Below are 24,605 nucleotides of genomic sequence, written 5' to 3'. Positions count from 1 at the left end.
GATTGACCGGTGTGACAAAAGGGACATGCAAATCAACTCCGAGGTTGCGGGAGCCGCCCGTGGCATCGGTCACCCTCTGTCGTCACCGTCGGCCGCTTCGGACGCTGCGGGGTGCGGGTCGATGCCGCAGTTGCGTCCGCCGTGTGTCAGTTCGGCAAAAAGCCGCCTGGTGTTTGACGGAAAGCCCTTTCCCTTGATCGTTCGGCTTGCCAGTCTTCGTCCCGGCGTCCCGGATGTCATGTCCGGGCCGAGTGGACCGTCGACTGGAGCCCCCCATGCCCCGAGCAGTCAACAGCAGAAGGACCCGCCGCCTCGCCCGAGCCGCCGTCGTCGCCGGCAGCGCCGCCGCCCTCGCCGCAGGCCTGACCGGCAGCGCCTCCGCGGGCGTGCTGCAGAACCTGCCCGAGAACGCGACCGCGTTCCAGAAGAACTTCGAGCCGGTCTACGACTACGACTCGGACAGCTGCTACCCGGCCGCCGCGATCGACCCGAGCGGCAACCTCAACGGCGGCCTCAAGCCGACCGGTTCGATCACCGGCGAGTGCCGCAGCGGTCACCTCGGCCACGCCAACACGTACTCGCGGGCCAAGTGCAACAACGGCTGGTGCGGGATCATCTACGCCGGCTACTTCGAGAAGGACGAGGCCTCCCCGGGCATCGGTCACCGCCACGACTGGGAGTGCATGGTCGTCTGGGTCAAGGACGGCGACAGCACCCCCTCCTACCTGTCCGCCTCCGCGCACGGCAGCTTCAGCACCCACGCGGTCGCCGACGTCCCGATGAGCGGTCAGCGCGTCGAGGCGGTCTACCACAAGGACGGCGCGAGCACCCACGCCTTCCGCTTCGCCAAGTGGGGCGAGACGCCGGAGAACGACACCGGGGCCTGGCACCAGGAGAACCTGCTCAGCTGGGAGAACCTGGCGTCCGGCCTCCGCGACAAGCTGAACGCCTCCGACTGGGGAGACGCCAACTTCCCGCTCCAGGACTCCAAGTTCGCCGACCACCTCAACAAGGCAAAGCCGAGCGGCATCGCGTTCGACCCGTACGCCTGACAACTCGCGGGGTTTGATTGGGCCGATGAAGTGGGGTGCCAATCAACTCCCCGGCTGCGAGTGTCGTTGTCGTAGCGCCGGATTCACTGGGACGAGCGGCCCCGAACCCGCGCTGCGGCCGTCGGCGGACTCTCCCCCCATCGTCGACGGCCGCCGTCGATCGCCCCCGGCCGGACACTTCCCCCCTAGTCCCGCCGGGGGGCTTCCGCGTTTCCGCCGCCTACGCTTCCTCCATGCCCTCTGCCGCCGCGCGCACCGCACTCGACCTCACCGCCGACCTCCCCGTCACCGCGCTGGAGGACTTCTACCGGGATCTGCACCGCAACCCCGAGCTGTCCCTCCAGGAGCACCGGACGGCCGGGCGGTTCGCCGAGCGGCTGTCCAAGGCCGGGTACGAGACCGCCGAGGGCGTCGGCGGCACCGGAGTCGCCGGAGCGCTGCGCAACGGTGACGGGCCGACGGTGCTGCTGCGCGCCGACATGGACGCGCTGCCCGTCCAGGAGGAGACCGGGCTGTCGTACGCCTCCCGGGCACCCGGGGTGATGCACGCCTGCGGGCACGATCTGCACGTGACCTGGCTGGCAGGGGCGGCCGAGGCGCTGGCCGCCGGGCGGGAGACCTGGAACGGCACCCTGCTGGTCGTCGGGCAACCTGCCGAGGAGACCGGGCAGGGCGCTGCGCGGATGGTCGCGGACGGTCTGTACGAGCGGTTCGCGCGGCCGGACGTGCTGCTCGGCCAGCATGCGGCGCCCGGGCCCGTCGGCTTCTACGCGCACTCGCCGGGCCTGATCATGTCGGCCTCGACGGACGTCGACATCGTCGTGCACGGCAGGGGCGGGCACGGGTCGCGTCCCGAGACGACCGTCGACCCCGTCGTCACCGCCGCTTATCTCGTCACCCGGCTGCAGACCGTCGTCTCCCGGGAGATCGCCGCCCGCGAGTCCGCCGTACTGACCGTCGGACGGATCGAGGCGGGCACCCGGCACAACATCATCCCGTCCGAGGCGCGCATCTCCCTCAATCTGCGCACCCAGTCCGACGAGGTGCGCGAGCGGATGATCGCCGCGATCCGGCGCATCGCGGCCGGCGAGGCCCTCGCCGCCGGATGCCCGCGGGAGCCCGAGGTGAGCGTGGGTGCGACCTTCCCGGTGACCATGAACGACGCCGACACCGACCGCCGGATCGCCGCCGTCCACGAGGAGGTGCTCGGGACGGGGACGGTGCTGGACTTCGGCCCGGTGATGGGCAGCGAGGACTTCCCGCACCTGGCGCAGGGCGGGATCCCGTACTCGTACTGGTTCGTCACGACGACCCCGGCCGACGTGTGGGACGCGGCGCCCGGCGCCGACCTCATGGAGAAGTTCCTGGCGGTCCCGAGCAACCACAGCCCGCACTTCGCACCCGACCTGTCGACGGTCGTACCGGGCGTACGGACGCTGGTGTCGGGGGCGTTGGCCTCCCTCGCGGTCTAGGGCTCTTCTGATGGATCTCCGTGGGAGAAGGAGCGGCGTTCGGTGCGTGCTCTCGGCGTGCCGGGCGGAAGCCCTCGTAGCGGAGCTACTAGGGCTTTTGACCGGTGCGGCGAGAGGGCGTGCCGGGCGTCGCGACGCCGCGGAGATCCATCAGAAGGGCCCTAGTCCGGCAGCGCCTTCCGCAGTGCCGCGTCCAGGCTCTTCGCCAACTCCTCGTCGTCCGGCGGGCTGTCGCCGAACAGGGCGCCGAGCTGGGCGGTGAAGGTCTGGGTGAAGGCGCCGTACAGGGGCGTGCGCGGGCGCTGTACGGCGTTCTCCAGGGCCGGGAGCAGGATCCTGCGGGCGTACGCGGGGCGGCCGGCGGCGTCGCGGGGCATGCGGTCGGCGCGCTCGCCGGTGGGGGACGCGGACGGCGAGGTGGTGCCACTGGTGCAGCGCAGGCCGTCGTCCTGGTACGCCGAGGTGCGCGTCGCCGCGAACCCGGCGTCCAGCAGGCAGCGTTCGCTCTGCCTGCCGGTGAGGAAGGCGATCAGCTCGGCCGCCTTGTGCGCCCGCTCGGACGACTCGGTCACCGCCAGGTTCTGCCCGCCGAGCACCGCACGCCCGGGCAGCGGGGCGACGCCGAGCTGTTTGCCGGTGAAGGTCTGGAAGAGGGTGCGGTAGGCGTACGGCCAGAAGCGCAGGAACGCTGTGCGGCCGTCCGCGAAGTCGCCGAGCGAGGCGGCCTCGTCGGAGTGGACGGCGTTCGGCAGCAGGTACGGCGCGTCGGTGCGGCGGCGCAACTCCGCGATGCCCTGCGCCAGTTCGTCCACCGTGCCGTCGTAGTGGCCGCTGTCGTCGGTGAGCCGGAAGTCGTCCACGGCGGAGGCGAACGCCTCGACGGCGTTGACGGTACGGCCCTCATAGCCGGCCAGTTGAGTGGTCCAGCCCTTCTCGTAGCCCCCCGGCCGGTGGTCGTCGACATCGCTGATCAGGGCGTCGAGCCGGGGCCAGTCGATGCCCGAGCTCAGGTCGGTCTGCTGCACGCCCGCCTGCCGCAGCCAGTCGCGCCGGTAGTAGAGCAGCCCGACGTCGCTGTTGAACGGCACCGCGTACACCTTGCCGTCCCAACGCGCCGTACTGGCCACGGACTTGACGACATCGCCGTCGATCATCGAGTCGGGCAGCGGGCGCACCAGGTGCGCGGCGGCGAACTCCGGCACCCAGGTCACGTCGAGGTTGACCACGTCGTACGTCGCGCTGCCGGACTGCAGGGCGCCGAGCAGCTGGCTGCGCTGTTCGTCGGCGCTGCCGGAGAGCTCGACCAGACGGGCGCGGTAGCCGGTGCGGGCCCTGTCCTGCTGCCGGTTCCAGGCGTCGATGAGCTGCTCGCGGACGCCGTTCTTGCCGGTGACGTCGCGGCCGCTGGCGATCACGATCTCGCCGGGCACCTCGTCGCCGGAGGACTTCGACGAGGTCCCGCCGCCGGAGGTGCAGCCGGCCAGCAGAAGCAGAGCCAGCAGTGCCGCGAGGCGTCGTAGGGGCATGCCCATCAGTCCTCCCCCGTCCCGGTGCGCGCGACCTCGTCGGTCAGGCCCGCGCCGAGGTCGTCGTCGGCGTCCAGGCAGCGGCCGCCGCTCGCCTCGGAGATCCGGGCGTCCGGCTCGCCCCGGTCGCAGCCGCCGCTCACCAGGGACACCATGGTCACCGGCACCTTCGACGAACGGGCCCGGTCCAGTACGTCGTCGAGGTCGCCGCCGGTCAGCCGGTCGTCGTCCTCGTCGTCGGTGACGTACACGATCAGCTGGGGGCGGTCGTCGTCGGCGCCGCGTTGCCGCATGTCGTCGAGCGCGGCGAGCAGCGCGGCGTGCGGATCGGCCTGGGCGTCGCGGACCTTGGCCCCGTCGACGGCGCGTTCGGCGTCCTTGCGCTGCCGGCGGCCGAACGGCAGCAGGGTCTGGTGGCGGCGGTCCCCGGTGGTGCCGGACACCGTCCACACGCCGTACTCGTCCCCGTCGCCGAGGCCGCCGAGCGACTGTTTCAGCAGACCGGGCCCGCCGCTGGGGCCGTCCCAAAGGCCGCCCATGGAACCGGAGTTGTCGAGCAGGAAGAGCACCCGGCCGGGACCGTTCGCGCCCCGGTACCGCTCGAGCGCCGTCTCCATCGCCTGCCGTCCGGTGGCCTCCCTGAGCGGCGAGGGGGCCCGCAGCACCCCGCGGGCGACGTGCTCGGGATCCAGCAGCGGCCGGTTGCTGCCGGTGGGCTCACGGAAGCCGTCCCGCGCGAACACGGCACGTCCGCCGTCGCCCGCCAGCCAGGCGCGGAACCGGTCCGCCGCCCTGTCGCGCGCCGACTCGTCCCGGTCGGCGTCCTCCCAGCGGACCCGGACGAAGGTGGGCTCGATGCCGGGCACGTCACCCGGGTACTCGGCCGTGCGCGGACTGCGCGTCGTACGGTCGCAGCCGACGCCGGTCCTGAGCAGGAACTCGGGGACGAGGGCAGCGGTGCGGGCGTCCGCGGCGGTGTCGTCGGGCAGCGTGCACAGCAGGTCGGCGGCGGTGCGGGAGGGCGGCCCCGCCTGGGCGACCTGACGCTCGGCGCGGGCCGGGTCGGTGCCGCCGGTGCCGTACAGACCCATCGTGGCGAGCAGCGCGGCGTCCGCGAACTCCGGGTCGGGACGGCGTACTTGGGCGTCCTCGTCCTGGCCCTGCAGGGCGGTGAGCAGCGTCGTCAGCCTCGGCACGACCCGCGCGTTCAGGGACTCGGGGGCCAGATCGTCGGGCACGGCGAGCACGATCGGCGAGTACGCGAGGGGGTCCTCGTCCGCCTGCAGACGGGCGACGTTGTCCGTGTCCTGCCCCGCCGTGACCCGGCCGACGTCGGCGCCGGAGGCCGGGATCCAGATGTCCGGCTGCGGCCCGATGTCGCGCTGCGGGTTGGTGTCCTCGTCGTGCGGCTCCCGCCAGACCTCGGTCTGCCTGCGCAGCGCGGTGACCACGTCGGCGGCGCCCGCGCTGTAGACGGTGATGCCGCTGCGCCGGCAGCCGTCGCCGTCGGTGTTCGCGTCCGAGGTCAGATAGGCGTCGGCGGCCGCGGTGACGGTCGGTTCGAGATCGGGGTCGGTCAGGACGCGCAGTTCGAGGGGCGGGGCGCAGGAGGAGTCCGAGGCGAGGAGGGCACTCAGGCCGTAGGACCCCAGGCCGAGGCCGGCGACGACCAGGACGAGGACGAGCCAGACACGGCGGACGGGGGAGGGGCGGGGGTGCTTGCCGCCGGGGGGCGTGGGCGATGCCTCGCGGGACGGTGGCGGGGTACCGGTGGACGGCTCCGAATTGCCGCCGGGGAACGGCGATTCGGCGCCGAGGGGCAGGGTCGCTTCCTGCCGAGGCGGTGGCGGCGGAGGTGACGGCGGCACCGGAACCGGGTGGGCCGACAGCAGGACGTCCTCGCCGGGTTCCGCCTTGCTCTCGGGTTCCCACGGCTCATTGCGCACGGCGGTCCGGTACTCCCCGGCAGCCATCCGGTCCCGCACAGCGTCGGCGAGTTCCAGGAATCCCAGCTCGCCGCCTGCGTCGAGGAGTTGTACGAGCTCGTCGGTGAACGGCGTAGGCGTCCCGCTCGGTCCCGCGTCGATGCGGTGGTTGGCCTGCACGCTCATCAGCAGCAGCACGCGCCGCCGGTCGCGGAACTCCTCCCAGATCCAGCGGGCGTTCCCGGCGAAACAGCTGTCGAGGACGACCACGATCCGCTCGGCCCGGCTGGAGGCCAGCATGCCCAGCACGGTGCCGAACATCTGCGCGCCGGGAAAGACGGCGTGCCCGCCCGGCACCACGCGTGCGCCGCGCATCTGCAGGAACAGCTCGTTGCCCGCGCTGGGGATGGCACCGTGCCCGGCGAAGTACAACAGCAGCAGGCCCTCGGCCTGTTCGGCGGCCGTGAGCAGCGCCCGGTTGAACTCGTCCACGTAGGGCGATCGGCAGACGGTGATCTCGTCCGCGCCGAACACCCGGCCCCGCCGCAGCACGTCCTCGAGCCGGTCGAGGTTGTGCTCGACGGCCGGGAGATCGCCCGGCACTCCGTGCGGCGGCTTGGTGTCCTCGTACTCGGACACACCGACCAGCAGCGCCCGGTTGGTCCTCCCGCGCGGGTCGAAGTGACTCACCGGGCTACCTGTCGTCGGGGTCCACCGTGGTGACGCGGGCCTCGGGCGGATCACCGTCCTCGACATCGCTGCGGTTGGCCTGCCAGGCCGTCACCGCATCCTTGACCTGCTGCAACAGCTCCTTGAACACGGCGGAGGCACCCGCGCCGATCATCGCCACGACGATCTCCATGCCGAGCCCCATCGGGGCACCGGCCCCGTCCCGCGGCTCCTGCCTCTCGTCGATCCGCAGCCTGCCCGCACGCGCCAGTTCGTCGAGTGGTTTCTCCCGCTCCAGCCACATCTTGAGGGCGACGACATCGCTGCGCGTCGCGGTCTCGTCCAGCCTGACCCGAATCTCCTGGTTGGCCACTCCATCCCCCTCAGCCATAACTCACCATCATTGCATCGGTGTTGGCGTGAGGGGAGGGGCCGTTGTCGGCCCTTGTCGGTCCTTGTCAGCCTTGTGTCTGCAACTGCCGCAGCTGTCGCCGGACATGATCGAGCGCGCCCTCCCGGCGCCCCGGTACCCGCGAGCGCAACTCGGCCAGCGCCGCCCCGAGTTCGCGCGCCGCCACGGCGTCCCGGATCTGCCCCCACTGGTGGTGCGCCCGGTCCACGGCGGCCTCGACGGCCGGCGCGTCCACGGCCTGCCCGGCCGACAGCCGCGCGGCGGCCACCCCCAGCCAGGTCCGGCAACTGCGCACCGGATCCCCCGCGAACATCGCCAGATCGGCCCGCACCTCGGCCCAGTGCAGGGCCTCCTCGGACCCGGCCCCGTGCGCGACCGCGGCCCCCTGCTCGTACTGCGCGGCGAGCGCGTCGGCATCGGGGTGCCGGCCGGACTGGACGGCGGCGGAGATGGCGGTGTGGGGGTCGACGACAGCGGGGGCATTCAGCCCCTCCGGGGTCACCCCCAGGGGAGTTCGAGGACGAGGCCCTTCGGGCCGATACGGGGGTCTGGAGGCGAAGCCCGTGGGGCCGGCGCCCACCCCGACGCCGGGCGCCGCCAGCACAAGGTCCGCGTACCCCTCGACCCCCACCCGACCCAGGGCCTGCTGATGAAGCACCGTCGGCTCAGGCCGGTGGCCACTGCGCAGAATCGTCGCCACGGCCTTCATGTACGCGGGCACCGCCACCGCCCGCCGCGACGGCGGAGGCGGCGCGATGCGACCGTAAACGGCGACATTGCGCCCGGAGTCGAGTGGATTCGCCCGCAGCCACTCCCATGTCTCGGGATCCGCGTGCAGATCGAGTACGAGGGTCGTCGTCCCGGGCGTCCGGAGCCGCAGCTCCTCCCGCACCCAGTGCCAGGGAAACCCGGTGTAGCGGACGGTCGAGGGCGTCGTCCGGGCCAGCGCCAGATGCGGCAGCCGCTGCCGCCGGTCGAGCTGCAGCTGCCCGGTGACGAAGACGGTGAGCGGCCCCGGGGCCGCCGCGGCGGCACGCAGCCGCGTCAGGACGGCCTGCGGCTCCAGCGGGTCGGCGAGCTCGACGACGTTGGCCGTCTCGGTGCCGGACAGCACGGCGGGCGGCACGGCCGCCAGGACCGGGAGCACGGACGCCGCGTCCACCAGGCACCCCTTGCCCGCCGGGGCGGCGGCGAGCAGCAGCACGGTTCCGGGCATCGTTCCCTCCCCATCCCCCGTCGATCACTTACGGCAGCACCGTAACCGCTGCGGCTGCAAAGGTGGGTCTCAGGACTGCAAACGTACGTTCGCTTCGGCGGCCGGAGGGGGCCTGCGCACGGCGAAGACGGTCGTGTCGTCGGCCGGCCGCCCGCCGCAGTGCCGCTGGGGGTCCCCCCTCTGGGGGAGTGCCCTCCCGTACGAAGGCGACCAGGCGCCGGGGTTCGGCGGTGCCCGGGTCGGCGGTGACGGCGCGGGCGACCTCGTCGACGAGCGGCTAGAACTCCCCGTCGGCGTCCCGGGCCTCGGTGACACCGTCGGTGGTGAGCAGCAGGGTCTCGCCGGGCGCGGTGGTGTTGAAGTCGACCGGCGTGATGCCGAGGAGCAACAGGAACGGCGGCACCCAGGCCGGACAGCGCCCGCGGAACCGCAGCAACTGCTGCCGCTGCACCGCATCGGAGGCCCCGGCTCGGGGCAACCGGTCCAGCAGCACGGCCCCAGCGAAGCACTCGGCCGCACGCCCCGCATCCGGGCGTGAATCGTGCCTTCCGCCGACTTGCCAGGGCCCTGTCCCAGGTGTGCTCTGGTAGGCGGGGGGCGAGGAGAGAGAGGAGCGCTCTCATGGCACAAGCGGCACCCGCGCACGGCGGCGGGATGATGGGAAAGGTCAGGGCGAACCGGGCGGCCCGTCCCACCCGCACACCCGACCTCTTCGACGACCGCGTCCACACGGTGGCGCGCTACGGGATCCCCGTCGTACTCGGTCTCGTCTACGGTTTCTGGGCGGCCGCCAACCGCCGCGGCGGCGGCGAGATCACCGGCTGGAACATCCTGTTCGGCTTCGTGACCGCGGCCACGTTCATCGTGCTGTGCATCGCCGTCGCGACGTTCGCGCCGCTGCTGAAGCGCGAGCTGCACTCGCTGGTGAAGTCCGGCTTCGCGGGCGCGGCAGTCGGCTTCCTCTACAGCCAGACCGGGGAGTCCGTCTACCGGTCCGTGGCCCTGGGGGTGGTGGTCGCGGCCGGCATCTTCGTCGTGTTCTTCTACCGCTACTACACACGCGAGGACGCGGTGGGCAACCGCGTCCGCTGACGCGGGCGCCCGAGGAGAGCACACAGCGTGCGGCCCCGGCGGAACCGCCGGGGCCGCACGCTCCCTTGTCTCCCCTTCCACTCACCCCGAAGCGGTCCAGGTGCTGGAATCCGAGGCGGCCCAGGTGCCGCTGTTCCAGTCCGGGTCGTTCCAGTTCGCGTTGGTCCAGTGGCCGTCCTTCCACTGCGGACAGGGGTCCGCGCAGTTCGGCACGGACCGGCCGGCGGTGTCCACGAACGCGGCGCTCGCCCAGCCCCGGGCGTCGACGAGCCAGTACCAGTTCGTGTTGCCGCCCACGCTCTGCCCCTGGACCATGCACTCGACGCGGACGTGACTGCCCGGCGCGAGCCGATCGACGACGGGTGAGTTCAGGGTCGGTCCCGCCCGGACGTTGAGCGCGGTGCGGGAGACGACTGTGCCCGGGACCGGACTGCCGTGATCGCCGCCGTGACCGTCGGCGAACGTCGGCGTCGCCGCAGCTCCCGTGCCCGCCGTGACGGCGATCGTGCCGCCGGTGAGCAGGAGCGCGGCCAGGGTCCGCAGGGCCGGAGTGGTGCGCATGATCGGCCTCCTTCTCCCCAGCACCAGGAAACACCCGTTCGGGTGAAGCCTCCACCGGAGAGCACCCGTATGCAGGCGCACCGCTCGCGCACCCCGCCCTCCGGCCCTTGCCTGAGAGGGTGGCCCCTCGTCCCTCGCACCTGCGGACAACCCTGTCGACGGCACTGATCGCCCTGGCCTGCTTCCTCGCGCCCATCGGTGGACTGGCCGCCTGGGCGGCGTACGGGCTCGCCGACACGGGCCGCTACGTCACGACGATGGCGCCGCTGGCCGCGAATCCCGCCGTACGCAACGCGATCGCGGACACCGTCGGCGCCGGGATCATGGACGAGGTGGGCCACCGGGCCGATGCCCGCCCGATGCCCTCCGCGGTGCGCCCCTTCGTGCACGACGCGGTGCACTCCTTCACCGGGACGGCGACCTTCCGCCTGGCCTGGGACGCCGGAAACCGGGCCCTGCACGACGCCGTCCTGCACGCCCTGCGCGACGAGCGGGAGCACGAGGTGACGGTCGATCTCGCGCCCGTCACCGCCCAGGTCAAACGGCGGCTCGCCGACGACCACGTCCCGCTCGCGAACCGCATCCCGGTCGAGCACACCGAGGTGTCCGTCCTCCCGGCCCAGGATCTGGACCGGCTCCGGAAAGGGTTCCGTGTGCTGGAATTCGCCGGTTTCTGGCTGCCTGTCGCCTCCGCGGTCTTCGCCATCTCCGGGATCTCGGTCGCCGCCTGCCGCCGCCGCGCGCTCACCGCGACCGCGCTCGGCACGGCGCTCGGCGGCGCGTTCCTCGGCCTCGCGATCGCGATCGGCCGCCGTCTCACCCTGGCCGACCTGCCCGAGGAGGCCCATCAGCCGGCCGCGGGCGCGGTCTACGACGCGCTCACCGCGACCCTGCGCCAGGTCGCCTGGCTGCTGGTCGCGCTGGGCCTGGCGGTCGCCCTGGCCTCCTGGCTCACCGGGCGCTACGGCCACCTGCTGCTGCCGCGGCGATACCGGCGAGCGTCCGCAGCGCCCGCTCCAGATCCGGCACAGGAGCCGACGCGAGTCCGAGTCTGACGGCGTCCGGGGTGCGGCTCGGGTCGACGGCGAAGGCGGGACCGGGCGTGACGGCGATCCCGTGCGCCGCCGCGGCGGCCGTGAAGGTGTCCGCCCGCCACGGCGCCGGCAGCTCCCACCAGGCGAAGTAGGCCCGCGGATCCGACCGCACCCGGAACCCGCCGAGGTGCTCGGCGACCAGCTCCTGCCGCCGCGCCGCGTCCTCCCGCTTGGCCGCCACCAGCCGCGCCACGGTCCCGTCCCCGGTCCACCGCACCCCGGCCTCCAGCGCGAACCGCCCCGCGCTCCACCCTCCGGAGCGCACCGCACCCGCCACGGCCTCGACCCGGTGCGGCGGTACGACGAGGAAGCCGACGGTGAGTCCGGGCGCGACCCGCTTGGAGAGGCCGTCGACGACGTGGGTGAGGTGGGGCGCGCAGGCGGCGAGCGGGGTCACGGAGTCGTCCACCAGGAAGGACCAGATGCGGTCCTCCACGACGGGCAGCTCCAAGTCGCGCACGGCTTCGGCCAGTTGGGCGCGCCGTGCACCGCTCATGGTCACGGAGGTCGGGTTGTGCAGGGCCGGCTGAAGGTAGAGCGCGGACAGCCGGGCGCCGGCGACGGCCTCCGGCCGCACTCCCTCCTCATCGGTGTCCAAGGGCACGAGCGTGATCCCGAGCCGGGCGGCGATCTCCTTGACCAGCGGATACGTCAGCGCCTCCACGCCGACCCGGCCGCCCGGACGGACGAGGGAGGCGAGGGCGGCGGCGATGGCCTGGCGGGCGTTGCCGGTGAAGAGGACCTGGTCGGGGGAGGGCCGCCAGCCCGGGGTGGCGAGGAGGCCGGCCATCGCCTCGCGGGCCGCGGCGGTGCCGTCGGCCGGAGCGGGGCGCAGGGCGTCGGTGAGGACGTCGGGACGCACGAGGGGGGCGAGAGCGGGGGCGAGCAGCTCCGGCTGGCCCGGCGCGGAAGGGTAGTTGAGCTCCATGTTCACCGGCGCGGCGGTGGCCGCCTCGGTGAGCGAGCGCCCGGCAGGAGCCGCAGCCGCGGCCCGCACGAAGGTCCCGCGGCCGACCTCCCCCACCACCAGCCCCCGCCGCACGAGCTCGCCGTAGGCCCGTTCCGCCGTCGAGGCGGCGATCCCGTGCCGCCGCGCGAACTTCCGCTGCGGTGGCAGCCGTTCGCCGGGCCGGAGCCGTCCGCTGGTGATGTCGGCGGCTATGCGGTCGGCGATACGCCGATACGCGTCCATGGACCGATTCCCCCTGTTGTCCCTGCTCTTGCCATTGCACCGAGGGCAAAGATCTTATTGCACCGACAAGTTGGACCGCCCTAGGGTCGCGTCCATGGCAGCCCCCCTTGTCCTGGTCCACGGCCACCCCTTCGACCACACCATGTGGAACCCGCAGATCGAGGCCTTCTCCCCCGCCCGCCGTGTCATCGCGCCCGACCTGCGCGGCTACGGCGCCTCCCCCGAGGCCCCGCCCGTCGCGGCCTTCGAGCAGTTCGCGCAGGACGTCGTGGCCCTGCTGGACGGCCTCGGTGTGGAGACCTTCGTGCTCGCCGGCCTCTCCATGGGCGGCCAGATCGCGATGGACTGCTGTCGGCAGTTCCCGGACCGCATCCGCGGACTGGTCCTCGCCGACACCTTCCCGGCGGCCGAGACCCCCGAGGGCGTCCGCACCCGCCACGCCATGGCGGACCGCCTGCTGGCGGAGGGCATGCGCGGATACGCCGACGAGGTGCTGGAGAAGATGGTCGCCCCGACCGCGGATCCCCGGGTCAAGGCCCACGTCCACCGCATGATGACGGCCACCCGCCCCGAGTCCGCCGCAGCCGCCCTCCGCGCCCGGGCCGCCCGCCCCGACTACCGCGAACTGCTGACCCGCGTCACGGTCCCGGCCCTGGTGGTCGTGGGCGCCGACGACACCTACACGCCTGTGGCGTATGCCGAGGCCATGCACGCGGCGCTCCCCCACTCGACCCTGCACGTCATCCGGGGCGCCGCCCACATGCCGAACCTGGAGAGGCCGGAGGAGTTCAACGAGGCTCTGGGGAAGTTCCTGGCGGGAATCGACCGCTCCGAGGGATGATTCGGGCATCCCACCCGCGAGTGGAAGGCCGGGACTTGGACACCGCTGCCGCCGAGTGGACCGTCGAGGACGAGCCCGTACGACGGACCGGACGGAGCTTCGCCTCCTGGTGCGCGGGGCTGCTGCTGGCCGGAGTGAGTGCGGTCGTCGGGTGCCGGATCGCCGACAGCGACGGCGTCACACCGATCCCCCAGGTCCTCGCGTTCCTCCCCTGGCTGCTCGCGCCCGCCGGACTGGCGCTGCTGCTCGCTCTGCTCGGGCGGTGGCGGGTCGGGATGGTGTGGTCGCTCGTCGTGCTCGGCCTGCTGGCGTGGTTCATCGAGCCGTACGGGAAGACCGACGAGCCCGGCGGCACTCCGCTCGCCGAGTTCAAGGTGCTGACCTCGAACGTCGAGTTCGGGCGGGGCGCGCCCGCCCTGGTCCCCGTCATCCGCGCCGACAAGCCCGACATCGTGTTTGTGGAGGAGTGCGAGTACACCTGCCAGGACCGGCTGAAGCAGGAGTTCTCCGCCGAGTACCCGTACCGGCAGGCCGTGGAGGCCGGCGGTTCCGAGGGGTCGGTCGTCCTCAGCCGCTTCCCCCTCAAGGGCACGGACGGCGTGCACGGCACCATGGGCATGCCCGGCGCCGTCGCCGACGTGCAGGGTCATGCCGTACGGCTCCAGCTCGCGCACCCCATGCCCCCGCTGCCGGGCCAGGTCGGCGTCTGGCGCCGGGAGCTCGGCCGGCTGCGGGACGCTGCCGCCGCCGCGCGCACGCCGATGATCCTGGCCGGTGACTTCAACGCCTCCCAGGACCACGCCGCCTTCCGCCGCATCCTCGACACCGGCCTGAGCGACGCCGCCCGTCTCGCGGGCCACGACCGCACCCCGAGCTGGCCGGCCCGGACCGCTCCGACGATCGGCGCCCAGATCGACCACGTGCTCGTCTCCCGGGACTTCTCCGCGAGCAGCGCCCGGTTCCTGGACGTGGCCGGCAGCGACCATCGCGCGCTCCTCGTGGACATCACGCTTCACCAGCGCGGATGACAGGAACGCGGGTGAACACGCGCGCCCTGACCGAGCCGCCGCCGACCGCCCGCCGGGCCGCAGCCTGGTGGCCGCTGGTCGTCGCCGTGGAGCGAATGGTCGACGCGACGACGGCGGCCGCGGTGCGGGTACGGCACGGGGCGGCCCCGCCGTCGGGCGCCGAGGTCGGCCACGTCGCCCTGCAGCTCGGCGAGTTGGCCGAGGGTCTGCGGGACACGGAGGTCCTGTACCCGGTCCGCACGGACCTCGCCGGACCGGCCGGCAGCGTGCTGGAGCCGCTGCGACAGGAGGTGGCGGCGGCGCGGGCGATCGCGTCACCGCACTGAACGCAGGTGGGTGCGGGCCGCCTTGTGCAGGAAGGCGACCCGCACCGGTGGGGGGTGGGGTCAGCTCTTGTGGAGCGCCTTGTCGCTCAGCGCCTTGTCGAGGGCCGCGGCGAACCCGTTCGCCCACAACTGGTCCACGCGGGCCCGCTCGTTGGCGTCGGGCTGGGAGTTGGTGCAGGACGTGCCGGGCCCGCCGCCCGACATCAGCTCGCTGCACGGGCCCTCGTAGTGGTCGGGCAGCCCGAGGACGTGCCCGGTCTCGTGGGCGGTCACGCGTGTGGAGTCGTACTCCTTGTTCTGCGCGTAGTCGAGGAAGACGTACCCGCCGCCGTGGCCGTCGGTCGAGGCGTACGAGCCGCGGGAGTCGTTGCCCTCGCGGTAGGAGAAGTCGGCGCCCGACGACCCCGACTGGAGCTTCACGTTCGACACCGAGCTGTTCCATATCTCGGCGCTGCGGGCTATCTGCGCGCTGAACGTGGGCGCACCCGAGGCGTCGTAGGTGACCGTGACGGCGGCCGCGCTGCCGGGGTGGGCGGCGCGCTTCTCGGCGACGGACTTCAGGACCGCCCGGAAGAACGCCTGGTTTGCCTTGGCCTCCGCGGGAGAACCGGTGTAGCCGGAGTACGAGGAGGGAGCCGGGGCCGCGGCGGCGGGCACCGCCGTGCCGAGACCGAAGGCCGCGAGGCTCAGGCCGACCGCGGCCGCGGTGAGGGTGGATGTGGACATGGATGTGCGCTTGCGCATCGATGACTCCTAGGTGGGGGGTGAGTCAGTCGTCATCGGTGAGTGTCGGCGCCTGTGGGACGGCTGTGATGATGGCAACCGGCGATAGCACGGCCCTATCGCCGATCTGCCGCACCAACCGGTGAGCATGTGCGGGGACGGCCCAATTCGCGTGTGCTGGGCAGGGTTTGTGCGTCTGGTGAAACCTTTGATTCCGCTTTACGCTCCGAGGGCATGGACCTCGAGGTGAGACACCTCCGCGCGCTGTGCGCCATAGCCGACACCGGCAGTCTGCACCGCGCGGCGCGCCAACTGGGCGTTGCCCAGCCGTCGTTGAGCACACAGCTGCGCCGTATCGAACAGGAGCTGGGCGGCGCGCTGTTCGTCCGCGCCCGCACCGGCTGCCGCCCCACCCCGCTGGGCAGCCTGGTGCTGAGCCGCGCCCGCCCCCTGGTGGCCGAGATGCGCTCCCTGGTCAGCGAGGCGAGAGCCGCGGCCACCGGCGGCCAGGAACTGCGCGTCGGCTCCACCGCGAGCAAGGCCCTGGCGGGCTGGCTGCGCAGGCTGCGCGCCCGCGGCCAGGACCCCACCCTCCACATGAACGTCTCCCCGAACGCCCTGCTGCGCATGGTCGCCGACGGCCAGCTCGACGTCGCCTTCGTGCACGAGGTCGAGGGCTGCCCGCTGCGCATCCCCGAGGGCCTTCGGCTGCGCACCCTGGTCGAGCGCGAGCCGCAGTTCGTGTACGTGTCGGCCGACCACCCCGCGACGGCGCACCCCGTGGTGCAGGTCTCCGAACTGGCCGACGACCGCTGGATGATCGACCCCACGGTGGACGGCGAATGGGACGCCGTCCAGCGCATGTTCCGCACGGCAGGCATCAACCCCCATGTCCTGCACGGCGATTACCACACGGCCGCGGCCCTCGTCGCGACGGGCGAGGTCGTCACCGTCTGCCAGCCGACCGCCCTCTCCCGCCCCGACATGGCGGTCCGCCGCCTGCACGGCGACCCCCTCGGCGTACGCCTGCTCCTCGCGGCCCGCACCGAGACGGACCTCGACGGCGCACTGCCCGCACTGGAGGAGGCGTACTGGGAGTCGGCGCGACAGTCACCGGCGTACCGGGAGTGGCTGGAACGCGAGGGCGCGCGAGGCGCCCAGGGCACTCGGACCCCGGTTCCAGCCCTCCCGTAGACGACTTTCGGACGTCTCAGACCCCGATGTCGCCGCCGTCCTTCTTCCATACGGCGACGACGGCCGGGCGGGTGATCCTGCCGGGCCCGTCGGGCCAGGTGCTGGCGGGCTTCTCGACGGAGGCCCCGTCGATCTCGCCCGGATGCTGTACGGCGACGAGCACGCGCCGCTCCTGGATCACGGGCCCGCAGGTCTCGGCACCGGTGGGCACGGTCAGGAACTGCTTGAGCTCACCCCGCCGCTCCCCTCGCGTGGCCACCCCGAACAGCCCGTCGTGGGAGCCGAGTTGGTTGCCGTCGGTGGAGATCCACAGATTGCCGTACGGGTCGAAGGCCACGTTGTCCGGGCAGGAGATCGGGCTGACGTCGTCCTTGGGGAACCCGGCGAAGTAGGTGGCGGGGTCGTCGGGGTCACCGGCGACGAGGAACAGCGACCAGGCGAAGGTCCTGCTCTCGGGCCGGTTCCGGCGTTCGGTCAGCTCCAGAACATGCCCGTGCTTGTTGGCGTTGCGCGGGTTGGCCTCGTCGGCCTTGGCGTTCGTACCGACACCGCGGTTGGTGTTGTTGGTGAGGGCGACGTACACCTTGCCCGTGAGCGGGGAGGGCTGGATGTCCTCGGGCCGGTCCATCTTGGTGGCGCCGGCCTTGTCGCCGGCGAGGCGCGTGAAGACGAACACCTCCTCGGCGGACATCCCCTCGACGTGCGAGACGGCACCGTCGGCGGTGGCGGTGGCGAGCGGAATCCACTCACCACTGCCGTCGAACTCGCCGTCGGCGGGCAGCTTGCCGGTGCCGTCGATCTCCATGGCGGGCGAGTCACCGGTGAGCTTGGCGACGTACAGGGTCCCCTCGTCGAGGAGGGAGAGGTTGTGCTCGCGCACGGCCCTGCCCGAGCCCTTCTTCATCCGCTTGCTGCTGACGAACTTGTAGAAGTAGTCGAACCGCTCGTCGTCACCGGAGTACACGACGGGCCGCCCGTCGGCGGTCAGCCGCACGGTGGCGGCCTCGTGCTTGAACCGCCCGAGGGCGGTGTGCTTGCGGGGCGTGGAGGAGGGGTCGTACGGGTCGAACTCGACGACGTACCCGAACCGATGCACCTCGTTGGGCTCCTGGGCGACGTCGAACCGCTTGTCGAACCGCTCCCACTTGCGCTCGGTGGCCCCGGTGCCGATGCCGTACCGCTTGTCCGTGGTCCGGCTGCTGTTGGCGAAGTACTGGTTGAAGTTCTCCTCGCCGTGGAGGGTGGTGCCCCACGGGGTGGTGCCGCCGGAGCAGTTGTTGAGGGTGCCGAGGACCTTGGTGCCGGTCGGGTCGGCGGAGGTCTTCAGGAGGTCGGACCCGGCGGCGGGCCCGGTCAGCCGGAACTCGGTGGTGGCGGTGACGCGCCGGTTGAGCGGATGCCGGGGCACGGCGAGAAGCTTCCCGGTCTTCCGGTCCCCCTCCACGACGACGGCGGCAAGACCGTGCGCGGCCCAGGCGACCTCGACCTGCTGCCGGGTCGGGTTGGCGGGGTCGTACCCACGGAACATGAGCACTTCGTCGGTGTACTCGTGATTCGCGACGAGCAGCTGCCGGTCCCGCTCGCCGGGCAGCGGGAGGAGGGCCAGGAAGTCGTTGTTGTACCCGAACTGCCCGGCCTGCGCGGCGGCGGTCTGGTTCTCCGGGTCGAAGGCCGGGGCACCGCGCAGGATGGGCTCGCCCCAGCGGATGACGACGTTCTGTGCGTACCCGTCGGGGGTGACGACCGCGTCGGTGGTGTTGGGGGCGACGGAGCTGTACCGCAGGCCACGGGCGCCCTTGCCGCCCGGTTTCGGCTTCCCGTACGACTGCGCGGCGGCCGCGGGGCGGGCCCCTGCCACGGCGGCCGAGCCGGCCGCGGCGGCCACGGTGACGACGGCGGCGGCCCGCATCATCGAACGGCGCCCGAGGGCACCGGCGATGACGTCGCCCACGTACTCGTTCTCGCTGGTGTTGGGCACCTCGTGGAAACAGGCGTCACCACACCGGTAGCGACAGGTGAGGGCGGATCGCCCGCCGGGATGCGAGGTGGACGGCGTCCCGATGATCGGCAGCAGCTTGCGCACTTTACTCTCCCCTTGCGTGCCCTTGGTGTGGACGTGACGGTAGGGGCACGTCTGTGCGAGGACGCTGCCGCTGGGTGAACGAAGGGTGAACCCGGGGAATCCGTGGGGGCGTTGACACGAAGCCCGTTTCTGCTCCCTGCCCCTCCCCAAGATCGCCATCTGGGGCCGCTAACCTTACGTGTCCGTCCTGGCCAGGGATTGACGGGATCAACTCACGCGAAGGGTTGCGCACATGGGCATTCTCACTCTCCTGCGGAACGCATTCGGCAGGTCACGCAAGGGGCGTGCCACCGAAGCAGAGGGTGCGGACCTCACCCCTTCGCAGTCACCGGAACCGACGGTCCCGTCGCCGTCTCCGGAACCGCAGCCGACCGCGTCGGTGCAGGTCCCGGAGCCGCGGCAGTCCTCGACGGAGGACACGGAGGACAAGGACGAGCACGACCTGGTGTCGGCGGCGTTCGACAACGTGACGGTCCCCAAGCCGTCGGAGCCGGTGGACGAGCCGACGACTGCGAAGCGGGTGGCCGAGCCGACGGCTGCAGAGCCGGTGGCGGTGGCCGAGGAGCCCGAGCCGGTGGCGGAGGTCGAACCGGAGCCGGTGGCCGAGGAGCCCGTGGCCGAGGTCGCGCCGGAGCCCGAGCCGGTCGCCGAGGTTGCACCCGAGCCGGAGGCTGCCGAGGAGCCGGAGCCGGTGGCTGAGGAGCCCGAGCCGGTGGCGGAGGTCGCGCCTGAGCCGGTTGCCGAGGAGCCGGTGGCCGAGGTCGCGCCGGAGCCCGAGCCGGTCGCCGAGGTTGCTCCCGAGCCGGAGCCGGAGCCGATCATCGAGCCTGAGTCTGAGCCGGTGGCGGAAGCGGAGCCTGAGCCCGTCGTGGTGACGGAGCCCGAGCCGGAAGCAGTCGCCGAGCCGGAGCCTGCCGTGGCGGAGGCGGTCGAGCCCGAGCCGGAGGCGAAGGTCGAACCGGAGCCCGAGGTTGTCGCTCCCGAGCCGGAAGCTGTCGAGGAGCCGGAGCCCGAGCCGGTGGCTGCCGCGGTGGACGAACCCGCGGCCGCCGACGGCGGGGAAGCACCGCAGGGGCCACCCGCAGTCGACGACGAAAGTGTCACGGGTGGTGCGGGTGGGAGCACCGAGGCCGAAGGCGGAGCCGAGGCCCTGACGGGGGCCGACGCCCCGGCCGCCGCCCTGGCAAAGGCCGGCCTCACGACCGCCCGCGCCAAGGTCTACCTCGTCCTCGACCGCTCCGCGAGCATGCGCCCGTACTACAAGGACGGCTCCGCCCAGGCCCTCGCCGACCAGACCCTCGCCCTCGCCGAGCACCTGGACCCCGCCGCCCCGGACACGTCCGTGCACGTCGTCTTCTTCTCCACCGAGGTCGACGGCACCACCGACCTCACGCAGGCCTCCGCCGAAACCGCCGTCGACGACGCCCACGCCGGCCTCGGCCGCATGGGCCGTACCAGCTATCACGCCGCCGTGGAAGCCGTCCTCGCCCACTACGACAAGAACGTCACCCCCGGCACCCCCGCCCTCGTCGTCTTCCAGACCGACGGCGCCCCCGACGCCAAGACCCCGGCCACCCAGTCCCTCACCGACGCCGCGAAGTCCCACCCCTCGGTGTTCTTCTCGTTCGTCGCGTTCGGCGACCACGACAACAAGGCCTTCGACTACCTCCGCAAACTGAAGACCGACAACACGGCCTTCTTCCACGCGGGCCCGACCCCCCTGGAACTCACGGACGCGGAGCTCTACGACGGCGTACTGATCGACTGGCGCCCCTGACCCGCCCCCGAACCCGGGCCGCCCCTTCCCACCCCTCAAAACGGGAAGCGGGCGGCCCACCCATGTCGGCTACGATTTCAAGGTTCGCAAAGAACCAAGAACCCCGAATTCCGACCTGGGAGCAGCCCCCGATGGCTCGACACCTCATCACCAGCGCCCTTCCGTACATCAACGGAATCAAGCACCTGGGCAACATGGTGGGGTCCATGCTCCCGGCGGACGTGTACTCCCGCTACCTCCGCCAGCGCGGCCACGACGTCCTGTACATCTGCGCGACGGACGAGCACGGCACCCCGGCCGAACTGGCGGCCAAGGAGCAGGGCCTGCCCGTGGACGAATTCTGTGCGCAGGCGCACGACGCCCAGAAGGCGGTCTACGACGGCTTCGCGCTGGCCTTCGACTACTTCGGCCGCAGCTCCAGCCCGCAGAACGTCGAGATCACGCAGCACTTCGCGCGCCGCCTCAACGAGAACGGCTTCATCGAAGAGCGCGCGATCCGCCAGGTCTACAGCCCCGCCGACGGCCGCTTCCTCCCGGACCGCTACGTCGAGGGCACCTGCCCGCACTGCGGCTACGACAAGGCCCGCGGCGACCAGTGCGAGAACTGCACGCGCGTACTGGACCCCACTGACCTCATCAACCCCAGGTCCGCGATCTCGGGCTCCACGGACCTGGAGGTCCGCGAGACCAAGCATCTCTTCCTCCTCCAGTCGAAGCTGGAGAACGAGGTCCGCGAGTGGGTCGCCCGCCACGACAAGGACTGGCCGCAGCTGGCCTCCTCCATCGCCCACAAGTGGCTGACCGAGGGCCTGCACGACCGCGCGATCACCCGCGACCTGGACTGGGGCGTCCCGGTCCCCGCCGACACCTGGCCGGAGCTGGCGGCCGAGGGCAAGGTCTTCTACGTCTGGTTCGACGCCCCGATCGAGTACATCGGCGCGACGAAGGAGTGGTCGGACCTGGATCCGGAGAACCGGGACTGGAAGTCCTGGTGGTACGACGTGGACACCACCGTCCGCTACACGGAGTTCATGGCGAAGGACAACGTCCCCTTCCACACCGTGATGTTCCCGGCCACCGAGCTCGGCGTCCGTGAGCCGTGGAAGAAGGTCGACTTCGTCAAGGCCTTCAACTGGCTGACGTACTACGGCGGAAAGTTCTCCACGAGCCAGAAGCGGGGCGTCTTCACCGACCAGGCCCTGGAGATCCTCCCCGCCGACTACTGGCGCTACTTCCTCATCGCGAACGCCCCCGAGTCGGACGACTCGTCCTTCACCTGGGAGCACTTCACGGCCACGGTGAACAAGGACCTGGCCGACACCCTCGGCAACTTCGTCAACCGTGTCCTGTCCTTCTCCCGGAAGCGCTTCGGCGACGACGTCCCGGCGGGCGGCGAGCCCGGTGAGGCGGAGGCGAAGCTGGGCGAGCAGATCGCCGAGCTGCTCGCCGAGTACGAGGGCCACCTGGAGTCCCTCCAGTTCCGCAAGGCGGCGGCAGCCCTGCGCGCCCTGTGGTCCGCGGGCAACTCCTACCTCGAGGAGAAGGCCCCCTGGCTGGAGATCAAGACGGACAAGGACGGCGCGGCCCTCACCCTCCGTACGGCGATGAACCTGATCCACCTCTACGCGGTGGTCTCGGAGCCGTTCATCCCGACCACGGCGAAGACGATGCGCGAGGCGTTCACGCTGACCGACGACACGGCGACCTGGATCACGCCCGACGAGGCGAAGTCCCTGACCTCCGTCCCCGCCGGCACCCCCTTCACGGTCCCCCCGGTCCTCTTCGCCAAGCTGACGGACGAGGACCTGGAGAACTACAAGGAACGCTTCGGCGGCGAAGCGGCCTGAGCGCACAGGCAAGGGCCCGGGAAGCCGATCGCTTCCCGGGCCCTTCGCCGTGACTAGGAAAGAACCCCGGCGCCCGTCGTCGTCGCCAGCTCCGTCGGCAGGTTCTTCGCCGACTTCTCCAGGCCCGCCGTCAGCGTCGGTGTCCAGTTCACCGTCGTCTTCAGCTTCTTCGAGCTCGCGGCGTTGTACGCGGCCACCAGGTCGGTCGCGGTGCCGTTGACGAGGTTGCCGGTGGCGGCCACCGAGCCCGTGCCGTCGCCGCTCAGCAGCTTGGAGATCTTCTGGGAGGTGGAGGTCCTCCAGTAGTTGTCCTCCGCCACGACCTGCGCCTTGGCCCGGGAGTTGATGCTGTACTGCAGCGCGTAGCCGTTCAGCGTCGTCGTGTCGTAGAGATTGTTGTAGATGTGGATCTGGCCGATGCGGGCCAGCGGAGCGCGCTGGACGATGCCCTTCCAGACGTTGTGGTGGATGGAGACGCGCAGCTTCCCGGTGCTGTCGGTGTCGCTGCTGCCGATCAGCATCGTCTTGTCGTGGTTGGTGAACTGGTTCCGCTCGACGGTCACCAGGTCGGAGCCCTTGGTGATGTCGAGGGCGCCGTCGTGGATCTGGTACTCGCGGCCGTAGTACTTCGGGTTGGCGCTGTCGAAGTGCGCCGCGTCGGTGAAGCTGTTGTGGTCCGCCCAGACGTGGCTCGCACCGCGCAGCGTGACCGAGTCGTACTGCGAGTTCCAGTTCCCCTCGTCGCCGTCCGTGGGGTCCCACTGCGGGAAGCAGTCCTCGGTGGCGGAGAAGGCCAGGTTCCGGACGATGACGTTGCCGACGTTCTGGATCTGGAGCATGCCGCCGGTGATCCCGGCCTTCGTCCCCGGTACGCCGACGATGCTGGTGTTGGCCGGCACCTTGAAGACGATGTTCGCCGCCTGCTTCTTCTGCGCGGCGGCACGGGCCTTCTCCTGGGTGCCCGACGGCAGCTTCGAGCGGCCGTAGGTGGCGGGGTCGTAGGCCTTGAGGTACGCCGCGAGCGAGTAGCCCGTCCCCGACGCGTAGTCGGCGCAGGTCAGCTTCTTGCCGGAGTTGTCGGTGTTCGCGTCGATGGTGCCCTTGATCTTGATGATCCGCGGAGTGGTGTCCGAGACGGAGCCCAGCGCCTTCACCAGCTGCGCGCGGGTGGAAACGGTGAACGTGTGCGCGGAGTCGGCCTTGGCACCACCGGTCGTACCGGATCCGGACGACGCCCAGCCGTCCTTGGCGGCGAGCGTCTGGTGGTACAGGTCGACGCTCGTCGTCCCGGCGTTCGCGTTCATCACGAGCACACCGGCACCGACACCGGCGGCCACGACGGCGGCGGAGACGACCAGGGTACGGCGCTTGCGGAGGGACCGGCGGTGGGAGGCAGAGGCCACGGGGATTCCTTACGCGGTTGCGGGGACGTGCTGTTCGTGAAGCCCCGGTGAAGGAGCTTGCGTCCCCAAGTCGCCGCCGGAATCGAAGGAGTTGCCGCGGGGCGGCCGGATTTTTCTCCGCCCGCCCCACACCAGGACTACGGCTTGCCGAGGACTACGACGATGCCGACGCGCTCGGCTGGGTGTCCGTGCTGTCGTGCGTCTCGTCCGGCGCGACGCCCATGGTCAGGTGGGCGCGCACCCCCTTGGCGATGTTCTTCTTGTTGTACTTCAGATAGAGCAGACCGCCCTCGTGACCGTTGTCCGGGTAGATCGTGTCCTCGTCGAGGGTGGTGCGGGTCGTGGTGTTCGTGGAGTACGGCTCCACCTCCGCCGACAGCAGCACCGACTTCTCGTCGAAGAACAGCTGACCCGTGTGGCAGGTGTGACCGCCCTCGTAACCGGCGTCGGTCCACTCGCCGTCCACGTGCACCTTGACGTGGATGTGCACACAGCGGCCCTGGTACCAGCCCGGGAAGACCGTCTTGAAGGTGACGTAACCGCGCTTGTCGGTCTTCCAGGTGCCGCGCAGATAGCGCTCGTCGTCGGTCGGCTCGGAGTGGCCACCGCCCGTGCCGCCGGAGGGGGCACCGGACGGGGGCTCGCCCGTCGGGGTGCCCGAGGGCGTGTCGGTCGGGGTGCCGGACGGGGCGTCCGTCGGGGCGCCGCCACCGCCGCCGCTGCCCATGGCCTCGTAACCGGAGTAGACGCCGAGCGCGGTGCAGTGCCAGATGTCGACGGCCGCGTTCTTCACCGGCTTGCAGGTCTCGGCGTCGATGACCTTGAGGGTGAGGGTGAGGGGGATGCCGTCCTGGTCCTCGGTGATGTCCTGGCGGATCTTGTCGGCGTCGATGTAGTACGGCCCCTCGGTGGTCTCCGAGGTGAGCGTGTAGCACGTGTCGGCCGTGCTGGACGCGCTCGCCGATGCGCTCGTTGCCGACTCGTCCGCGGAGGCGGTGAGGGCGAGGCCGCCGCCCACGCCCACCGCTGCCACCGCGCCCGCGCCCACCGCGACGACCTTGCGGCGCGTCAGGTCCTTCTTGTGTTTCGGCTCTTGGGCCGTCTGCTTTCCCGTCATGGTCGGCGAAGCTAGGAGTGCCGCCTGTCAGGAGCGTGGGAAAGCACTGTGGAAC

General features: G+C 71.7%; 19 protein-coding genes and 2 pseudogenes. 10 read left to right on the top strand and 11 right to left on the bottom strand.

Annotation, left to right across the window (positions count from 1 at the left end; all coding sequences use genetic code 11):
• Positions 1 to 275: 275 nt before the first annotated feature.
• Both ABZ880_RS28930 and ABZ880_RS28925 read left to right on the top strand, forming a co-directional pair.
• The gene (locus ABZ880_RS28930; RefSeq protein ID WP_361268292.1) at positions 276 to 1,052 is read left to right on the top strand and encodes an NPP1 family protein; all 777 of its coding nucleotides are present in this window, start codon (positions 276 to 278) and stop codon (positions 1,050 to 1,052) included.
• A 233-nt stretch (positions 1,053 to 1,285) separates the two neighbouring features.
• Positions 1,286 to 2,524: an amidohydrolase gene (locus ABZ880_RS28925; protein WP_361268290.1), complete on the top strand. Its 1,239-nt coding sequence runs from the start codon at positions 1,286 to 1,288 to the stop codon at positions 2,522 to 2,524.
• A gap of 161 nt (positions 2,525 to 2,685) precedes the next feature.
• On the opposite strand, the gene ABZ880_RS28920 is transcribed toward ABZ880_RS28925, so the two are convergent.
• The 5 genes and pseudogenes from ABZ880_RS28920 to ABZ880_RS28900 all read right to left on the bottom strand — a co-directional run.
• The gene (locus ABZ880_RS28920) at positions 2,686 to 4,050 is read right to left on the bottom strand and encodes an extracellular solute-binding protein (protein WP_361268286.1); all 1,365 of its coding nucleotides are present in this window, start codon (positions 4,048 to 4,050) and stop codon (positions 2,686 to 2,688) included.
• A gap of 5 nt (positions 4,051 to 4,055) precedes the next feature.
• Positions 4,056 to 6,665: a substrate-binding domain-containing protein gene (locus ABZ880_RS28915; protein ID WP_361268284.1), complete on the bottom strand. Its 2,610-nt coding sequence runs from the start codon at positions 6,663 to 6,665 to the stop codon at positions 4,056 to 4,058.
• Positions 6,666 to 6,669: 4 nt separating this feature from the next.
• Positions 6,670 to 7,035 carry a hypothetical protein gene (locus ABZ880_RS28910; RefSeq protein WP_361268281.1) on the bottom strand — a complete coding sequence of 122 codons (366 nt, stop codon included), beginning with the start codon at positions 7,033 to 7,035 and terminating at the stop codon, positions 6,670 to 6,672.
• A gap of 67 nt (positions 7,036 to 7,102) precedes the next feature.
• Positions 7,103 to 8,272 (bottom strand): hypothetical protein, encoded by a 1,170-nt coding sequence (locus tag ABZ880_RS28905; protein ID WP_361268278.1) that lies wholly within the window; start codon positions 8,270 to 8,272, stop codon positions 7,103 to 7,105.
• 69 nt (positions 8,273 to 8,341) lie between these two features.
• A pseudogene (locus ABZ880_RS28900) lies at positions 8,342 to 8,618 on the bottom strand (SpoIIE family protein phosphatase); the annotation flags it as partial.
• A gap of 275 nt (positions 8,619 to 8,893) precedes the next feature.
• Here ABZ880_RS28900 and ABZ880_RS28895 point away from each other — a divergent pair.
• On the top strand, positions 8,894 to 9,364 hold the full coding sequence (locus ABZ880_RS28895; RefSeq protein ID WP_361268276.1) for a hypothetical protein: 471 nt from the start codon (positions 8,894 to 8,896) through the stop codon (positions 9,362 to 9,364).
• 81 nt (positions 9,365 to 9,445) lie between these two features.
• On the opposite strand, the gene ABZ880_RS28890 is transcribed toward ABZ880_RS28895, so the two are convergent.
• Positions 9,446 to 9,925 carry an SH3 domain-containing protein gene (locus ABZ880_RS28890; RefSeq protein WP_361268274.1) on the bottom strand — a complete coding sequence of 160 codons (480 nt, stop codon included), beginning with the start codon at positions 9,923 to 9,925 and terminating at the stop codon, positions 9,446 to 9,448.
• Positions 9,926 to 10,044: 119 nt separating this feature from the next.
• Between ABZ880_RS28890 and ABZ880_RS28885 the strand changes: the two genes are divergently transcribed.
• Positions 10,045 to 10,980 (top strand): hypothetical protein, encoded by a 936-nt coding sequence (locus ABZ880_RS28885; protein WP_361268271.1) that lies wholly within the window; start codon positions 10,045 to 10,047, stop codon positions 10,978 to 10,980.
• Here the strand turns inward: ABZ880_RS28885 and ABZ880_RS28880 are convergent.
• On the bottom strand, positions 10,877 to 12,211 hold the full coding sequence (locus tag ABZ880_RS28880) for a PLP-dependent aminotransferase family protein (protein WP_361268269.1): 1,335 nt from the start codon (positions 12,209 to 12,211) through the stop codon (positions 10,877 to 10,879). The genes ABZ880_RS28885 and ABZ880_RS28880 overlap by 104 nt on opposite strands.
• Before the next feature lie 94 nt (positions 12,212 to 12,305).
• On the opposite strand from ABZ880_RS28880, the gene ABZ880_RS28875 reads away from it, so the two are divergent.
• The 3 genes and pseudogenes from ABZ880_RS28875 to ABZ880_RS28865 all read left to right on the top strand — a co-directional run.
• On the top strand, positions 12,306 to 13,052 hold the full coding sequence (locus ABZ880_RS28875) for an alpha/beta hydrolase (protein WP_361268267.1): 747 nt from the start codon (positions 12,306 to 12,308) through the stop codon (positions 13,050 to 13,052).
• A gap of 35 nt (positions 13,053 to 13,087) precedes the next feature.
• Complete coding sequence (locus tag ABZ880_RS28870; RefSeq protein WP_361268265.1) at positions 13,088 to 14,080, top strand: endonuclease/exonuclease/phosphatase family protein; 993 nt, start codon at positions 13,088 to 13,090, stop codon at positions 14,078 to 14,080.
• 20 nt (positions 14,081 to 14,100) lie between these two features.
• Positions 14,101 to 14,406: pseudogene (locus tag ABZ880_RS28865) on the top strand (FUSC family protein); the annotation flags it as partial.
• 60 nt (positions 14,407 to 14,466) lie between these two features.
• Here the strand turns inward: ABZ880_RS28865 and snpA are convergent.
• On the bottom strand, positions 14,467 to 15,150 hold the full coding sequence (gene snpA / locus ABZ880_RS28860; RefSeq protein WP_361268263.1) for a snapalysin: 684 nt from the start codon (positions 15,148 to 15,150) through the stop codon (positions 14,467 to 14,469).
• A 213-nt stretch (positions 15,151 to 15,363) separates the two neighbouring features.
• Between snpA and ABZ880_RS28855 the strand changes: the two genes are divergently transcribed.
• Entirely contained in the window at positions 15,364 to 16,323 is a 960-nt protein-coding gene (locus ABZ880_RS28855) for a LysR family transcriptional regulator (protein ID WP_361268260.1), read from the top strand.
• A gap of 16 nt (positions 16,324 to 16,339) precedes the next feature.
• On the opposite strand, the gene ABZ880_RS28850 is transcribed toward ABZ880_RS28855, so the two are convergent.
• Positions 16,340 to 18,406, bottom strand: a complete 2,067-nt coding sequence (locus tag ABZ880_RS28850) for a PhoX family protein (RefSeq protein ID WP_361268258.1) — start codon at positions 18,404 to 18,406, stop codon at positions 16,340 to 16,342.
• Positions 18,407 to 18,638: 232 nt separating this feature from the next.
• On the opposite strand from ABZ880_RS28850, the gene ABZ880_RS28845 reads away from it, so the two are divergent.
• On the top strand, positions 18,639 to 20,183 hold the full coding sequence (locus ABZ880_RS28845; RefSeq protein WP_361268255.1) for a VWA domain-containing protein: 1,545 nt from the start codon (positions 18,639 to 18,641) through the stop codon (positions 20,181 to 20,183).
• A 131-nt stretch (positions 20,184 to 20,314) separates the two neighbouring features.
• Positions 20,315 to 22,030: a methionine--tRNA ligase gene (gene metG, locus ABZ880_RS28840; protein WP_361268252.1), complete on the top strand. Its 1,716-nt coding sequence runs from the start codon at positions 20,315 to 20,317 to the stop codon at positions 22,028 to 22,030.
• Positions 22,031 to 22,083: 53 nt separating this feature from the next.
• Here metG and ABZ880_RS28835 read toward each other — a convergent pair whose 3' ends face one another.
• Positions 22,084 to 23,433, bottom strand: coding sequence for a polysaccharide lyase family 1 protein (locus tag ABZ880_RS28835; protein ID WP_361268250.1), 1,350 nt, complete (start codon positions 23,431 to 23,433; stop codon positions 22,084 to 22,086).
• A 154-nt stretch (positions 23,434 to 23,587) separates the two neighbouring features.
• Entirely contained in the window at positions 23,588 to 24,550 is a 963-nt protein-coding gene (locus tag ABZ880_RS28830) for a dioxygenase (protein ID WP_361268247.1), read from the bottom strand.
• Between the last annotated feature and the right edge of the window lie 55 nt (positions 24,551 to 24,605).

This window comes from Streptomyces sp. NPDC047043, assembly GCF_040644055.1.
Lineage (GTDB): Bacteria > Actinomycetota > Actinomycetes > Streptomycetales > Streptomycetaceae > Streptomyces.
The sequence above is the reverse complement of the archived record's forward strand: the minus strand, read 5'-3'. Positions and strand labels throughout refer to the sequence as shown.

What these genes read in the sequence shown, in the direction of transcription:
- metG (WP_361268252.1), top strand. Translation starts at nt 20,315, where the DNA reads ATGGCTCGACACCTCATCACCAGCGCCCTTCCGTACATCAACGGAATC.
- ABZ880_RS28845 (WP_361268255.1), top strand. Translation starts at nt 18,639, where the DNA reads ATGGGCATTCTCACTCTCCTGCGGAACGCATTCGGCAGGTCACGCAAG.
- ABZ880_RS28875 (WP_361268267.1), top strand. Translation starts at nt 12,306, where the DNA reads ATGGCAGCCCCCCTTGTCCTGGTCCACGGCCACCCCTTCGACCACACC.
- ABZ880_RS28905 (WP_361268278.1), bottom strand. Translation starts at nt 8,272, where the DNA reads ATGCCCGGAACCGTGCTGCTGCTCGCCGCCGCCCCGGCGGGCAAGGGG.
- ABZ880_RS28830 (WP_361268247.1), bottom strand. Translation starts at nt 24,550, where the DNA reads ATGACGGGAAAGCAGACGGCCCAAGAGCCGAAACACAAGAAGGACCTG.
- ABZ880_RS28855 (WP_361268260.1), top strand. Translation starts at nt 15,364, where the DNA reads ATGGACCTCGAGGTGAGACACCTCCGCGCGCTGTGCGCCATAGCCGAC.
- ABZ880_RS28925 (WP_361268290.1), top strand. Translation starts at nt 1,286, where the DNA reads ATGCCCTCTGCCGCCGCGCGCACCGCACTCGACCTCACCGCCGACCTC.
- ABZ880_RS28890 (WP_361268274.1), bottom strand. Translation starts at nt 9,925, where the DNA reads ATGCGCACCACTCCGGCCCTGCGGACCCTGGCCGCGCTCCTGCTCACC.
- snpA (WP_361268263.1), bottom strand. Translation starts at nt 15,150, where the DNA reads ATGCGCAAGCGCACATCCATGTCCACATCCACCCTCACCGCGGCCGCG.
- ABZ880_RS28930 (WP_361268292.1), top strand. Translation starts at nt 276, where the DNA reads ATGCCCCGAGCAGTCAACAGCAGAAGGACCCGCCGCCTCGCCCGAGCC.
- ABZ880_RS28880 (WP_361268269.1), bottom strand. Translation starts at nt 12,211, where the DNA reads ATGGACGCGTATCGGCGTATCGCCGACCGCATAGCCGCCGACATCACC.
- ABZ880_RS28920 (WP_361268286.1), bottom strand. Translation starts at nt 4,050, where the DNA reads ATGCCCCTACGACGCCTCGCGGCACTGCTGGCTCTGCTTCTGCTGGCC.
- ABZ880_RS28895 (WP_361268276.1), top strand. Translation starts at nt 8,894, where the DNA reads ATGGCACAAGCGGCACCCGCGCACGGCGGCGGGATGATGGGAAAGGTC.
- ABZ880_RS28910 (WP_361268281.1), bottom strand. Translation starts at nt 7,035, where the DNA reads ATGGCTGAGGGGGATGGAGTGGCCAACCAGGAGATTCGGGTCAGGCTG.